This is a genomic window from Bacillus cereus (genome assembly GCF_002577405.1).
Taxonomy (GTDB): domain Bacteria; phylum Bacillota; class Bacilli; order Bacillales; family Bacillaceae_G; genus Bacillus_A; species Bacillus_A cereus_AU.
Window position 1 is genome coordinate 35,639 of the sequence record NZ_NULR01000019.1, and the last position, 14,432, is coordinate 50,070.

The following is a 14,432-nucleotide window of genomic DNA, read 5'->3' on the forward strand; positions in this document are numbered from 1 at the left end:
TATAGTTGTTTTCAGGAAGATAGGTGAACAAATATGTCCTTTATTGATGAAGAAAAATATCGTATTAAACGTGCAGGGAAAAAGAAACATAAAGGTATTGTTATTTCTAGTATAGCGGGAACAATTGTAGGGGCTTCATTGTTTGCATTTGGAGCTCCTTTATTTTCAAATGATGCAGGTAAGCTTCCGCAAGCTGAAGCAAGTGAAAAAAATATGGCTGAAGCTCAAAATGGAAATGTACCTGTTAAACAAGTTAGCTTTGTAGACGCTGTTGATCGTGCCTCGGAGGCTGTTGTTGGGGTTATTAATATTCAACGAGACGATTTTTCAGAGGCTGATTCGGAAGCCGGTACAGGCTCTGGTGTGATTTATAAGAAAACAGGTGGACATGCGTATATTGTAACAAATAACCACGTTGTCGCTGGGGCGAATCGCATTGAAGTGAGCTTAAGTGACGGTAAGAAAGTTCCAGGTAAAGTATTAGGAACTGATGTAGTCACGGACTTAGCAGTACTAGAAATAGATGCGAAGTATGTGAAGAAAGTAATTGAAATTGGTGATTCCAATACCGTTCGTAGAGGAGAACCAGTTATTGCGATTGGAAATCCACTGGGGCTACAATTTTCTGGAACCGTCACACAAGGTATTATTTCGGCTAATGAGCGCATTGTTCCTGTCGATCTAGATCAAGATGGTCATTACGATTGGCAAGTAGAAGTGTTGCAAACAGATGCGGCAATTAATCCAGGTAATAGTGGTGGGGCGCTTGTTAATGCAGCGGGTCAATTAATTGGTATTAATTCAATGAAAATTGCTGCAAAGGAAGTAGAAGGAATCGGACTAGCGATTCCAGTTACTAGAGCCGTTCCAATTATGAATGAACTGGAGAAGTACGGCCAAGTAAGAAGACCTTATGTTGGAATTGAACTTAGATCATTAAATGAGATCCCAAATTATTATTGGTCCAAAACATTACATTTACCAGGTAATGTAGCAGAGGGAGTTTGCATTTTAGATGTGAAAAGTCCTTCACCAGGCGCGGATGCTGGTTTACGAGAACATGATGTTATTGTGGCGGTAGATGGAAAAACGGTAAACGATATTATTGGGTTCCGTACGGCATTATATAATAAAAAAATTAATGATAAAATGACTCTTACGTTTTATCGTGGTACAAAAAGAGCAACAACAACGATTAAATTAGGCATTCAAAAGTATTGAAAACAGGAGGGCCTACCTCCTGTTTTCTATTGTAGAAAAGTGAGGTGAAGAATATGAATTTACCTTGTTGTTTAGAACATGTTGAATTAGCGTTAGATATTATTGTGGATGAGTGTGAAGTTGCACCGGTTATTAACAATGTGGATAACTCTAAAGAAGAGAAAAAAACATGTGAATTTTGTCAAAATGAGGCGACATATGTTGTATCGAACACAGATTCTCACACAATATGTGGGTAATATCTGTGGATATGTGGATAAGTTTTGTGGATAACATGTTTGTAAGGTGGGGGATACGTGTGAATATCTCGATTATTTCAATTGGGAAATTAAAAGAAAAATATTTGAAACAAGGTATAGCAGAATACTTAAAACGATTATCTGCATACGCAAAAGTAGAAGTAATTGAATTGCCAGATGAAAAGGCACCAGAAAATTTAAGTGAAGCAGAAATGTTAATTGTAAAAGAAAAAGAAGGCATACGTATACTGGATAAAATTTCTGATGATACGCATGTCATTGCGTTAGCTATTGAAGGAAAACAAAAATCATCAGAAGAATTTGCGGTAAGCCTAGATCGTCTTGCTACATATGGAAAGAGTAAAGTGGCGTTTGTAATTGGTGGATCACTTGGACTAAGTTCAGAAGTAATGAAGCGCTCGAATGAATCACTTTCTTTTTCGAAGATGACATTACCACATCAATTAATGCGATTAGTATTACTTGAGCAGGTGTATAGGGCATTTCGGATTAATCGTGGGGAACCGTATCATAAGTAAGTGAGATATTCTATGTAAAACAAGGGTAAGAAAAGAATACAGGAGAAAATCGAAAATGGCAGGTTGGTCTTGATTTTCACTGATATTATCATGTTTATTTTATTGTGCCTATAATTGGAGGCTATGTAAATGTTAAGTGATCAGACGAGATATTCTAGGCTCGCGAATATAACAAAAATAATAAATACAAAATTAGAACTACGTGAAGTATTGCAGCGTGTAACAATGGCGATATCAGAGGAGATTGTTAGGTGCAACGCTGTTGGAATTTATTTACCCCAGGAAGATGGAACATTTAGAGGGTTTGCAGGAAAACCTGAGACCATAAATGGAGTAACGCTTGATACTCAGGTAATTGATCCTGAAATAGACTTACTGGCAAAAGAGGTTATTGAAACCCAAAAAACCATCTATATCCCTGATACTTCAAAGGATCATCGGCCGGATTCGAGACCAGTTGATGCGTTCAAAATTAAGTCCTTATTAGCCCTGCCTATCTCATTTGAGCAAGAGTTATTTGGTCTGGTTTTTTTATTTGATTATGGAGTTCCAATGAACTTAACAGATTCAGAAATTCAAAGTGTTGAAGCTTATGTAAATATGGCTGCGGTCGCAATTCAAAACGCAAATAATTTAACACAAAAGGAAAACCTTATTGCCGAGAAGCAGCTTTTACTAAATGTTACCCGTGATTTATCAATGTGTTCCTCGATACAGGAGAGTTTTGATAAATGTTTTTTTTACTTAGGACAGATTTTAGAGAGTAAAAATATGGCTGTCCACCTTTTAGACCCGCTAGACAAAACAACGATTAAAACAACGAAGTTAAGCAAGGACTGTGATTGGACAGAAGTGGATTGGATGGAGAAAAGCTATGAAGCCAAAATCCAAGAGGTTATTCAAACAAAAAATATAGATAGTAAGGGTCTACTGATGATTCCGTTGGTTTCAATGGGAGAGGTATTAGGGGTAATTGTCGTTGGTAAAGCTCACAATTACGATAGTTCCCAAATTCAACTGGCAAAATCTATCGTTGATGCCACAGCTCCTACGTTTTCAAACTTGTTATATATGGATCAACTTGAAAGCATGGTGGTAGAGCGAACGAGAGAACTAGCTGCTGCTAATGAAAAAGTTACAAGTGTGATTGAAAGTATTACGGATGGACTCTTTACTTTGAATAATAAATGGGAATTTACGTACGTAAATAAGCATCAATATTTTCCACAAAGAAAAACAGCAAAAGATGTATTAGGCAAGAATGTATGGGAGATTTTCCGGAGTAGTGTCGACACAGTTATGTATAAGGAATTTCATCGTGCAATGTCAGAGCGAACTACAGTTCATTTCGAATTTCTTTCTACCGCTGATGAATATTGGCACGAAGTTATTGCCTACCCATATGATGATGGTATTTGTTGTATTTTTAAAAACATAACGGAAAAAAAGCAATATGAGCAGGAATTGAAAAGGTTATCCAACATAGAGTTAATAGGGCAAATGGCAGCAGGCATCAGCCATGAAATTAGAAATCCAATGACAACAGTACGAGGATTTTTGCAGTTATTAAAAGAAGAGCACAACTATGAGCAACATAATAAGTACTTTAATTTAATGATTGAAGAACTTGACCGTGCCAATTCTATTATTACTGAATTTCTCTCAATGGGTAATACAAGGAAATCGGATTTGCAGATGTTAGGTTTAAATTCAATTATCCACGATATTATGCCTTTAATAGAAATTGATGCGTATAATCAAAATAAATATATTCAAGTTGATACAAATGACATTCCGGAATTACTTTTAAATCGTAATGAGATACGGCAATTATTAATAAACTTATATCGTAATGGCTTAGAAGCGATGAGTACAGGGAAAGTTCTAACCATTAGCACTTACAAGGAAATGCAAAATTGTGTGGTGCTTGCAGTGCGGGATCAAGGAAAAGGTATCAGGCCTGAGGTATTAGAGAAACTGGGTACCCCATTTTATACGACCAAAGATAATGGAACTGGATTGGGGTTAGGTGTATGTTATGCCATTGCTGCCCGTCATAATGCAAAAATAGAAATTCAAACAGGATCGGAAGGCACTACCTTTTTAGTTAAATTTAATAATGAAAAATAACTTCACTTAGATTAGTTACGGTGAACCGTATCATAAGTAAATGAGATTTTTCTATGAAGACAAAATCAGCACTATTCTTTATTAATAGGAAGGCCCTGTCTATAACTATATATTTAAATGGAAATTTTTTTCATAAACCATGATTTCTGCCGTTGGAGTGATTCTAATTTTTGTTCTTTAAAAAAAGTGCCTGTTACCACTCGCATTTTGTCGAATTTATCGACATTATTCGGGTAGTGGCAGGCACTTTTCTAAATTAACTGTTTGACTAGTTCATCTGGGATCTTTAAAGTGTCTGTTTTTCTGTCGTTATAGTTTTTATAGGGGGCAATTTGCACTACTTTGTTTTCGTTGATTATTAATTTAGATCGATTTTCGACCAAATTTATTGGATGCTTGGTTAAGTGCATATTCAGTCAAAAATATAGGTTTTGTGATAGAGAATGAGATGAAAATAAAGGGGGGATATGGAACCGGCAATTTGACGATAAAGGAAATACCAACATATCTTTTATACCCTGTTAGAAGTCGATGAAGGTATACTGTGAACAATTAATAATTTAGTATTAATTTCCCTAATTAGAGTCTTTTTCGAAAATAAGGGATAAATATGGAAGTGACCATACTCCCTTTTTGATTTTTATAGTAAAATATTCCTGAGGTTTATTTTGGAAAGGAACTAGATAACAAATGTTATATATCATTGGCGGAATCATTTTATTCTTAATTTTTGCGAGATTTGGATCAGGAGGTATAGGTTGTTTCCTTTTTCTTGTTATTTCATTTCTTCTCTGGAGAATTGGGATATTGTCGTTTATTATCCGAAGCATATTAAAAATTGGGGAATGGATTTTGGTTCGCGTGGTCCACTATTATTATAAGTTCTTTGGGGATGATGCCAGCACAGGATTCATTTTAAACAAGCTTGGAAACTTATTATTTAATTAATTTAATATTCCAATTCATAATAGAAAGCAGGTGAAGGTTCTGGCTACCATTCAGATTTCAAGAATCGAAAAGAGAACGAGAGTAGAAGGTCCTGGGTTACGATACGCTATCTGGGTGCAAGGGTGTCCAATTCAATGCGAAGGTTGTTTTAATCCTCATACTTGGGATATGAAGGGCGGTGTAAGAATAGAGATTGATGAGATTTTAGTAGACATTAAGAATGGCCTAAAGTCTGAACCTAGGATTGAAGGAGTCACCTTTTTAGGCGGAGAGCCATTTAGTCAGGCAAAGGAGCTAGGCATTTTAGCCAATTATATGAAAGAGCTAGATTTATCAGTTGTTACCTTTTCAGGATATGAATATGAGGTGATTTTACAGTCAAATAATCCTCACTGGCATAGCTTGTTAAACTGCACCGATTTATTAATAGATGGTCCTTTTATCCAAGCAGAACATGATTTAAGCCGTCCTTGGATTGGTTCAAAAAACCAAAAATATCGGTTCTTGACGGATGTATATAAGCATCTTGAAACATCCTTGTTAGAGATTCCGAATAAGCTGGAAATCCGGTTGCACCCCGATGGAACAATCTCGGCTAATGGAATGGCCAATTCTGTAGATTTGGATTTGTTGCATCAATTAGGATATGTACGAAAGGAGATCCATTCATGAGTGTTGAAATAGTGTTAATTCCTTTGGCTATTGCGTTGACAAAAGAAGTGGCAGAAGGGATATCTAGCTACACGGAGAAGAAACAGAAAGATTGTATAGTATTAGAGACCCGAATGAAGGATGAGGAGCTTTTAAAGAAAGCACTAGAAGAATGGAGTTGTTCTTTCCGACAAGTAGATAGCCTCGACTCGTTTAAGGGCATTCAAGAAAATGAGGTCACATTTATGTTAGAGAAAGAGGGGAGATATTCATTAGTTCTCCCTAAATCTGCTGAACGGACTGCCTATCTAGAGTGGCTTGAGAAGGTGGAAACATCCTATACACATTATTTGCAACAAAGAGTTTATCAGAATTTAATAGAAAAAGCGAAGAACAAGGGAATGGTGCTAGAAAACGAGGAATTGTTAGAGGATAATTCTATCCAGTTAACGTACATATTAAATCATTCATAAAGGAGAGATGAGGGTGGCTAAAATTTATACAGATAGAGGAAAAACATGGGAAATAGCGAATAGTTGGTGGATTCTGTTAACCTTCGCGCCGTTTGGTATCATGAGCTTTATCGCCTTTTTATATACTGGTTCAAAAGTGAAAAATCAGCGGTGGAGAGTGTATGGGTTTGTATATCTAGCTGTACTTATGATTGCTTTCACTATCGCTGCCACAGGTATTGGGGCAGCAGTTGCTTTAACATTATGGATTGTAACCATTATCCATGCCTTTAAAATCCGACCTGCATATTTAGTTCAACTGGATGTTTTAAAGAGTAATAATCAGGAAATGACGAATCAGGAAATCTCCAAACTTAGAGAAGAGGCAGAGGCGAAATTTAAGGTGAACAGACAAGCCAAAAACCAACCACCTCAACCTAAAATTAAAAATGAACAAGTTTCTGTTAGTAAGCCTCAAGGTCAAGTGCTTCCGCCGAAGGCGGAGGAATCTGTCCCCTTTGAAAAAGAGGTTAGAAAAATTGATATTAATACTGCAGCAGAATCAGAAATCGCAGCTATACCTGCGATTGGGATTATTCTAGCCAAAAAGGTAGTGAAGAAGCGCCAAGACCTTGGGGGGTTCCAATCATTTGAGCAGTTTTCAGAAGTTATGGAATTAAAGGGTCATACCATTGAAAAAGTGAAACAATCTGTTACGTTTTCAATGGTGGAGGAAACTAATGTAAGTATGTCAGGGAGAATGATTGATTTTTAATAAGTGAACTTAAGATGGGTTATTTCAAAAAAGGGAGAGGAAAAAGATGAGTGTAACAAGACATCAGGTGCGAATTAAAACATTATTGGCCAATTTACTAAAGGCGCGCTTTCCATATCTTTATATTCAAACCTGGGAGGAGGACCGAATTTTATCTGTTATCCGTTCTGTAGCCCAGGATGTTGAGTTGATTAAAACACCGAGAGAAGTGCTCACATGGAGAATCACAACTGGTATGAAGGACAGTAAAGGACAGATACATTGCGAAAGCAAACAGCCATTAAAGGCACTGGAGTTTATTGAAAACTATGATAAACCTTGTATAGTGGTTCTTCAGGATTTTCACGTTTTCTTTGGCAGTCACGGAAGACAAGCTGACTTTCAGGTCATTCGAAAACTTAGAGATATGCTTATCCATATAAAGCAAAGTAGGAATCCAATTAATGTCATTATCACCTCGCCGTTTCTCATTCTTCCAGAGGATTTGCAAAAAGATGTGACCATTGTTGATTTTGATTTACCAACTTTTGAGGAAATTAAATCTGTGTTAGATGAAATGATTGAAATTAACCAGCAGAGCGGGAGAATTCATATTTCATTAACAGAGGAAGAGAAAGAGCGGTTAGCCAAAGCGGCGTTAGGGTTAACTCTTTCAGAAGCAGAGAATGCTTTTGCTCGCGCAATGGTAGAAGATGGAAAGTTAAATATTACTGATGTTGAGGTCATCCTTGAAGAAAAAGAACAAATTATTAAAAAGACAGGTATTTTAGAGTTCATTAATAGTGAGTTGAAGATGGAGGATGTCGGCGGCCTTGAAAATTTAAAACGCTGGTTGAATAAGCGTAATAAGTCTTGGCTTGACTCAGCAAGAAAATATGGTCTTCCTGCACCGAAAGGAGTACTGATTACTGGGGTGCCTGGTTGTGGAAAAAGCTTAATTAGTAAGTCCATTAGTACGATGTGGCAGTTACCGTTATTACGTTTGGATATGGGGAAGATTTTTAGTGGGATTGTTGGAAGCAGTGAAGAAAATATGAGAAAAGCGATTAAAACAGCTGAAGCAATTTCTCCTTCTATCCTTTGGATCGATGAGATTGAAAAAGGTTTTAGTGGTATTTCGAATGGTGGAGATAGTGGAACATCTTCAAGGATTTTCGGTCAATTTTTAACATGGATGCAGGAAAAAACAAGTCCTGTCTTTGTTATATCCACAGCAAACAATATTTCAGGATTGCCGCCAGAATTAATGAGGAAAGGCCGCTTCGATGAAATTTTCTTTGTTGACCTACCAACCCATAGGGAAAGAAAAGAAATTTTAAAGGTTCATATCAATAAACGATTAAAGAACCCAGAAGTAATGGGTTTATTAAAGGTTACTGATGAAGTTTTAGATGAATTGGCAGGAAAGTGTGAAGGGTTTGTTGGAGCTGAAATTGAGCAGCTTGTTATTGATGCTTTATTTGAGGCATATTCAGAGGATCGCCCCATTCAATTAGCAGATTTCGAACGTGCGATTAACAATACGGTACCTCTTTCAGTTACACAAGCAGAGCAAATAAGGTCGATCCGTGATTGGGCAAATGTTCGAGCTGTTACGGCGACCCCACGTGAGGATAGGGTAGATTATCCAAAAGAACCGGTTTTAATCCCAAGTGGAAATGTGGATGAAAATTCTGATGATGACGTCCGATTCGGTCGTGGTGGAAGAACGATTGATTTCTAAGGGGGGAGGAAGATGGAGAAAAGAGTACAAATTAGGATTCTCCCAGATGGTACGATTCAGGCCGAAACGAAAGGTATTAAGGGAGAAAAATGTACGGATTATATCTTGATTCTAGAGGAACTTCTTCAGGCGGAGGCTATTGAAGCAGAGTATAATGAAGAGTTCTATGAAACAGAGCAAGTACAACAGATTCAAGAGTATACATTGGTTTCTAAATCAGGTTCCAATAACATCGAATAATGGATTGTTAAGAGATCAAATGAAGTTTGAGGCTATGAGGAAAGGTTTTTCCAGGAAAAACGCAATTACATGCGGACTGTATCATAAATAGTGGTATAATAGTACATTCAAACGGCTACATATGTGGCCGTTTTCTCTATTTTATATAATAAATACTTATTTCCTAAAATAAGTATGTTTCTATTTCTAAAAAAGTATGCTGTAATATGAAGAGGAAAAAATTATAAGTAGTCAGAGAAGTGAGGAATTAAAGGTGAAGAAGTTTAAGAAGTTTTACTTGGAGATTACGAGCGTATGTAATCTTGCGTGTAGCTTTTGTCCGCCGACGGAAAGGCAGAAGCAATTCATTTCTGTGGAGGATTTTGCTAAAAGATTAGACCAGATTAAACCTCACACAGACTACATTTATTTGCACGTGAAGGGTGAGCCGTTGCTACATCCAAAAATAGATCAACTGTTAGATTTAAGCCATGAAAAAGGGTTTAAAGTTAATATTACGACGAACGGAACGTTAATTAATAAGAGAAGGCATAGATTGTTAAATAAACCTGCGTTAAGACAAATGAATTTTTCACTGCACAGTTTTGATGGACATCCAGGTTCAGAAGATAAAGAGGGCTATGTAAGGAGTATACTTTCCTTCATTAGGGAAGCGACAAGTCAATCGGATTTAATCGTTTCGCTAAGGTTATGGAATTTAACTCAGGATAATAAAACAAATGCTGAAATCCAGAAAAATAGAGAGTTATTATCCATAATTGAAAATGAGTTTGATCTATCTTATCAAATTGAAGAGAAGCTTACACCAGGAAAAGGTATAAAAATTGCGGAACGTGTATTTATTAATCAAGATTATGAATTCCAGTGGCCGGCATTGCATGAAGAAGAGGATGATGGAAAAGGATTCTGTCACGGTCTTCGAAATCAAGCAGGTATTTTAGCAAATGGAACGGTTATTCCTTGTTGTTTAGATGGTGAAGGGATTATTAATCTTGGTAATATTAATAGTGATTCATTTTCTAACATTATAGAGGGCGATAGAGCGCAAAATATTGTAGATGGATTTTCGAAAAGAGTTGCAGTTGAAGAACTTTGTAGAAAATGCGGATACCGTAAAAGATTTGGGAAGTAAATATAGGATAAGCCCTCATAAAGTGAGGGCTTATTTTTATTCTTGATAAGAATGTTCTAATTCATCAATTAAAGAACCAACGTAAGAAACAGCTTTACGGATTGCATCTGGTTTTGACATGTCTACTCCAGCGCGTTTCATTAATTCAAGTGGTTTCATTGTACCACCAGCGCGAAGTACATCTAACCAACGATCAACGGCAGGTTGTCCTTCTTCTTTAATCATTTGGGCTACTGCGGTAGATGCAGTGAGACCTGCAGAATATGTGTAAGAATATAAGCCCATATAATAATGAGGTTGACGCATCCACGTTAAGCCAGCCCCTTCATCAATTTCTACAGAATCTCCCCAGAATGTAGAAAGGACATTTGTTTTTATTTCGGTTAAAGTTGTGGCTGTAAGTGCTTGTCCTTCCTCTGCTAGGGTATATACTCTTCTTTGATATTCACCCTCAAGTAAGTGAGTAACAAAGTTATGATAATATGTGCCGAGTAGTTGTAATATGACCCATCTGCGCATTCTCTTATCGTCAGTAGTCGCTAGTAAATGCTGGGCTAATAGTAATTCATTCATCGTTGATGGTGCTTCAACAAAGTACATAGATGGACGTACATTCATAATGCGCTGGTTTTTATTTGCTAAATAAAAATGACCAGCATGTCCAAATTCATGAGCTAATGTGAAACATCCGCGCATTGTATTTTGCCATGTAATTAAAATGTAAGGGTGAGAACCATATGGGCTTGAACAAAATGCCCCTGTTGATTTGCCTATATTATCTGCAAGATCTACCCATCTTTCTTTGAAGCCTTTTTCGATAATGGCACTATATTCATCACCTAATACTTTTAAAGAATCTTGAATGAGTGTTCCTGCTTTTTCGTAAGTAATTGCTGGATTAAATTCGGGATCTAAAGGTGCATGTAAGTCGCAGAAAAGCATTTGATCAAGCTTTAATACTTTCTTTTTTAAATCTGCAAAACGGCGCATATGAGGTGCTAATTCGTTATAAATAATATCTAGTTGATTGTTATACATTTCAAGTGGAACTTTTTGAGGTTCTAAAAGCATATGGGTAACGGATTCATATTTGCGTAAACGAGAAAGAGTCACTTGTTTTTTTACTTCAGTAGCATATGTTGTGGCAACTGTATTTTTATATCGTTGCAAAGTGGAGACAAATGATGAATATGCTTTTCTACGTATGTGTGGGCTTGGAGAAAATTCATATTTGCTTTCAAATAAAGCAAAGGATACGGGCAGATCATTTCCTTGTTCGTCTTGTATAGAAGCGAAGTCCATATCAGCTAATTTAGTCATGCCGTAAATTTTGTAGGGAGAGCTATGAACTTCACCTAGTGCAGCAAGTGCTTCTTCTGTTTCAGGTGAAAGAGTGTGTTGTCTTTTGCCCAGCACTTCTAGTAACGATTTACGGAAAGGTTCGAGTTTTGCTTCCTCATTTAAATATTTTTCAATTAATCCCTCTTCAAATGAAAGGATTTCATTATGAATAAAGGATAGTGCTGTATAAACTTTTGTTCCTAGAGCAGAAATTTTGGAAGAATTCGCTTGAATTGCTGGGTTTGTCCGATCAACAGATTCTTTTAAATTTGCATATGAGCTCAGTTTTGTTAACGTCATTAAAAGTTCTTCCTCTAAAAGTAGGCAATTTAATAAAGTATTGGAACTAGTATGTAAGCACCCTTTAAATGAATCGAGTTTCTGTACATCACTTTCCAATACGTGTAATGCAGTATGCCACTCATCATCGGACTTGTACAAGTCGGAAAGATCCCATGTTATTTCGGTAGGAATTTCTGCACGAATAAGGCGTTTTTCGATTACATGTTTCATTTATTGTAGCCCCCTTATTTTAACTATCTAAAAATATGATACTAGAAAATTCAGTTAAATGAAAATATTTAACGTTTTTATACATGAAAAAGAAGGACAAGCATTTTGTACGCTTGTCCTTCTAGTTAAATTTGAAAATTAATATACTTTGTCACCGTTGAAAATAGAGTTTTTCACGACAACATAATCTACAGTACGAATAGCGTCTAATTTCGTTCCGCCAGCGTAAGAGATAGAAGATTGAAGATCTTGTTCCATTTCGATTAAAGTGTCTTCTAAAGAACCTTTATGCTCAACGAACATTTTCTTACCTTCAACGTTTTTCTTCTCACCTTTTTGGAATTCAGAAGCAGAGCCGAAGTACTCTTTATAAAGCTTGCCATCCTTTTCGATTGTTTCCCCTGGTGACTCTTCATGACCAGCGAATAGAGAACCGACCATAACCATAGTCGCTCCAAATCGAATTGATTTAGCTACGTCGCCGTGCGTACGAATACCACCGTCAGCGATAATTGGTTTACTTGCAGCTTTTGCACACCAGCGAAGTGCAGCTAGCTGCCAACCACCAGTTCCAAAGCCTGTTTTAATTTTTGTAATACAAACTTTACCAGGTCCAATACCAACTTTTGTTGCGTCAGCACCAGCATTTTCTAATTCTCTTACCGCTTCTGGAGTTCCAACGTTTCCAGCGATCACGAAGCTTTCTGGTAAATGTTTTTTAATATGTTGAATCATGTTGATCACAGCATTAGAATGACCGTGTGCAATATCAATCGTGATGTATTCAGGTGTAAGTTGCTCAGCAGCTAATTGTTGTACGAATTCATACTCGTCCTCTTTCACACCAACGCTGATAGAAGCGATTAATCCACGTGATTGCATATCTCTAATGAATGAGATTCGTTTCTCTGGTTGGAAACGATGCATGATATAGAAGTAATTGTTTTCAGCTAAATAAGTTGCAATTCTTTCATCAATAATCGTTTGCATATTTGCAGGTACGACAGGTAATTTAAATTTATGTTTTCCTAAAGTGACAGTTGTATCACATTCAGAGCGGCTATTTACAATACATTTTGCAGGAATTAATTGAATATCTTCATAGTCGAATACGTTTTCCATCATTTACACCCCTAAAATACGAATATTTTATTAAGTTTGTTTAAAAATGTTCGTCCAAAGGATAATTTACATGATTTTCACGTATAAGTCAAAGGTTTTCATGTTTATATTTAAAAATTAAAGTTTATCCCGCTATTTGCCGGGCAGTAAGACTTCCACCTCAAAATTTGGTAGGAGCCCAGCTACCCGTAAACGCCCGATTGGTGAGGGCTAATAATCAGTGGGGATGAACTCCCCACTGATTAAAGTTTCACTTTATATACGTATGTTGTAGGTTCATATGATGAAAATGTGTTTTAACATAACATCATTTGATGTAAAATTATGTTTGGAAAAGAAAAGTTAAATAGGTAAATTTAGGAGGGTCGTTAATGAAACGTTTAGTATATATGGATTGGTTGCGTGTATTAGCAACAATAGCAGTTGTTACAATTCACGTTTCTGCTGGCTATGTTTCCATGTTAGATACAAATAACGTGTCGCGCTGGATGGCTGGTAACCTTTTTGAATCCATTTCACGTGCCAGTGTTCCAATCTTCGTGATGATTAGTGGAGCTTTATTGTTAAAGGGGACGAAAGATATTCCAATCGGGGAATTTTTACAGAAGCGTGCAAGTAAGGTTATTATACCGTTTATAGCTTGGAGCGCTATATTTTACGCATATGGAGCATATGCAGGATATTTTCCAGCTTCTTTCAAGCAAGGAATAAAGCACTTTTTAACGGATACGATTGGGGGACATTTATGGTTCCTATATATGATTGTGGGGATATACTTAATTACACCTCTACTGAAAATATTTGTGAAAAACGCTAAAAAAAGAGAGATAGAATACTTTTTAATATTATGGCTATATGCATCTGTTGTAGTCAATTTAGCGAAATATTATTATCCAATTAACTTTAATATTGAATTATTTTATGTTACAAATTATGTAGGGTATTTCCTACTTGGTTATTATTTATCTAATTTTGATATTTCGAAAAAATGGAGAAATATTTCTTACATTGGAGGATTCGTAGGATTTATTAGTACATTCTTTATTACTTATTACTATACAGTAAAAGCAAATGGACAGTTAGAGCAGTTTTGGTATGGATATTTTGCGCCAGGTGTCGTACTGATGGCGATTGGATTATTTATATTTTTCAAATATGCATTCCAAAAGTCAGAACGAGAATTACCATTGTTATTCCGTTTTATAAATCAAGCAAGCCTTGGAATCTATATTCTTCACTTCTTCTTATTAAATAACTTGTTGTACATGGTTTTTCCTAAGGTAAATGAACGTGTGCATGCAATATTAGCAATACCTATTAATGTAACGATTACACTTGTTCTTAGTATGATAATTACGTTAGTATTGCAAAGAATACCAGTTGTAAAAAAACTAGTTCCGTAAAAA

14 protein-coding genes are annotated in these 14,432 nt (G+C 36.3%); 12 read left to right on the forward strand and 2 right to left on the reverse strand.

Going from position 1 to position 14,432, the window contains the following annotated elements:
* Positions 1 to 33 precede the first annotated feature (33 nt).
* The 11 genes from COC96_RS22030 to COC96_RS22075 all read left to right on the forward strand — a co-directional run bounded on the left by COC96_RS22030 (position 34) and on the right by COC96_RS22075 (position 10,050).
* Positions 34 to 1,221: a S1C family serine protease gene (locus COC96_RS22030; protein WP_098268565.1), complete on the forward strand. Its 1,188-nt coding sequence runs from the start codon at positions 34 to 36 to the stop codon at positions 1,219 to 1,221.
* 53 nt (positions 1,222 to 1,274) lie between these two features.
* On the forward strand, positions 1,275 to 1,460 hold the full coding sequence (locus COC96_RS22035; RefSeq protein ID WP_002035001.1) for a CxxH/CxxC protein: 186 nt from the start codon (positions 1,275 to 1,277) through the stop codon (positions 1,458 to 1,460).
* Between the two features lie 59 nt (positions 1,461 to 1,519).
* Positions 1,520 to 1,999, forward strand: coding sequence for a 23S rRNA (pseudouridine(1915)-N(3))-methyltransferase RlmH (gene rlmH, locus COC96_RS22040; protein WP_001027003.1), 480 nt, complete (start codon positions 1,520 to 1,522; stop codon positions 1,997 to 1,999).
* Positions 2,000 to 2,128: 129 nt separating this feature from the next.
* Positions 2,129 to 4,129, forward strand: coding sequence for a GAF domain-containing sensor histidine kinase (locus COC96_RS22045; protein ID WP_098769354.1), 2,001 nt, complete (start codon positions 2,129 to 2,131; stop codon positions 4,127 to 4,129).
* 758 nt (positions 4,130 to 4,887) lie between these two features.
* Positions 4,888 to 5,010, forward strand: a complete 123-nt coding sequence (locus tag COC96_RS28170; RefSeq protein ID WP_257202080.1) for a hypothetical protein — start codon at positions 4,888 to 4,890, stop codon at positions 5,008 to 5,010.
* A 97-nt stretch (positions 5,011 to 5,107) separates the two neighbouring features.
* On the forward strand, positions 5,108 to 5,749 hold the full coding sequence (locus COC96_RS22050; protein ID WP_098769356.1) for a 4Fe-4S single cluster domain-containing protein: 642 nt from the start codon (positions 5,108 to 5,110) through the stop codon (positions 5,747 to 5,749).
* Positions 5,746 to 6,201 (forward strand): hypothetical protein, encoded by a 456-nt coding sequence (locus tag COC96_RS22055; protein WP_098769357.1) that lies wholly within the window; start codon positions 5,746 to 5,748, stop codon positions 6,199 to 6,201. The genes COC96_RS22050 and COC96_RS22055 overlap by 4 nt, the downstream gene beginning before the upstream one ends.
* 13 nt (positions 6,202 to 6,214) lie before the next feature.
* Complete coding sequence (locus tag COC96_RS22060) at positions 6,215 to 6,955, forward strand: helix-hairpin-helix domain-containing protein (protein ID WP_180234967.1); 741 nt, start codon at positions 6,215 to 6,217, stop codon at positions 6,953 to 6,955.
* Positions 6,956 to 7,142: 187 nt separating this feature from the next.
* A complete protein-coding gene (locus COC96_RS22065) occupies positions 7,143 to 8,678 on the forward strand; it encodes an AAA family ATPase (protein WP_257202081.1) in 1,536 nt (511 codons plus the stop codon).
* A gap of 12 nt (positions 8,679 to 8,690) precedes the next feature.
* Entirely contained in the window at positions 8,691 to 8,918 is a 228-nt protein-coding gene (locus COC96_RS22070; RefSeq protein ID WP_098769362.1) for a DUF2997 domain-containing protein, read from the forward strand.
* A 253-nt stretch (positions 8,919 to 9,171) separates the two neighbouring features.
* Entirely contained in the window at positions 9,172 to 10,050 is an 879-nt protein-coding gene (locus tag COC96_RS22075; RefSeq protein ID WP_097902504.1) for a radical SAM/SPASM domain-containing protein, read from the forward strand.
* Positions 10,051 to 10,086: 36 nt separating this feature from the next.
* On the opposite strand, the gene pepF is transcribed toward COC96_RS22075, so the two are convergent.
* The gene (pepF, locus tag COC96_RS22080) at positions 10,087 to 11,904 is read right to left on the reverse strand and encodes an oligoendopeptidase F (protein ID WP_098268567.1); all 1,818 of its coding nucleotides are present in this window, start codon (positions 11,902 to 11,904) and stop codon (positions 10,087 to 10,089) included.
* Positions 11,905 to 12,042: 138 nt separating this feature from the next.
* Positions 12,043 to 13,026 carry a GMP reductase gene (gene guaC / locus COC96_RS22085; protein WP_061690304.1) on the reverse strand — a complete coding sequence of 328 codons (984 nt, stop codon included), beginning with the start codon at positions 13,024 to 13,026 and terminating at the stop codon, positions 12,043 to 12,045.
* A gap of 371 nt (positions 13,027 to 13,397) precedes the next feature.
* On the opposite strand from guaC, the gene COC96_RS22090 reads away from it, so the two are divergent.
* Positions 13,398 to 14,429, forward strand: a complete 1,032-nt coding sequence (locus COC96_RS22090) for an acyltransferase (protein ID WP_098268568.1) — start codon at positions 13,398 to 13,400, stop codon at positions 14,427 to 14,429.
* Positions 14,430 to 14,432 lie beyond the last annotated feature (3 nt).

What these genes read in the sequence shown, in the direction of transcription:
- COC96_RS22045 (WP_098769354.1), top strand. Translation starts at nt 2,129, where the DNA reads ATGTTAAGTGATCAGACGAGATATTCTAGGCTCGCGAATATAACAAAA.
- COC96_RS22035 (WP_002035001.1), top strand. Translation starts at nt 1,275, where the DNA reads ATGAATTTACCTTGTTGTTTAGAACATGTTGAATTAGCGTTAGATATT.
- COC96_RS22090 (WP_098268568.1), top strand. Translation starts at nt 13,398, where the DNA reads ATGAAACGTTTAGTATATATGGATTGGTTGCGTGTATTAGCAACAATA.
- COC96_RS22030 (WP_098268565.1), top strand. Translation starts at nt 34, where the DNA reads ATGTCCTTTATTGATGAAGAAAAATATCGTATTAAACGTGCAGGGAAA.
- pepF (WP_098268567.1), bottom strand. Translation starts at nt 11,904, where the DNA reads ATGAAACATGTAATCGAAAAACGCCTTATTCGTGCAGAAATTCCTACC.
- COC96_RS22055 (WP_098769357.1), top strand. Translation starts at nt 5,746, where the DNA reads ATGAGTGTTGAAATAGTGTTAATTCCTTTGGCTATTGCGTTGACAAAA.
- COC96_RS22070 (WP_098769362.1), top strand. Translation starts at nt 8,691, where the DNA reads ATGGAGAAAAGAGTACAAATTAGGATTCTCCCAGATGGTACGATTCAG.
- guaC (WP_061690304.1), bottom strand. Translation starts at nt 13,026, where the DNA reads ATGGAAAACGTATTCGACTATGAAGATATTCAATTAATTCCTGCAAAA.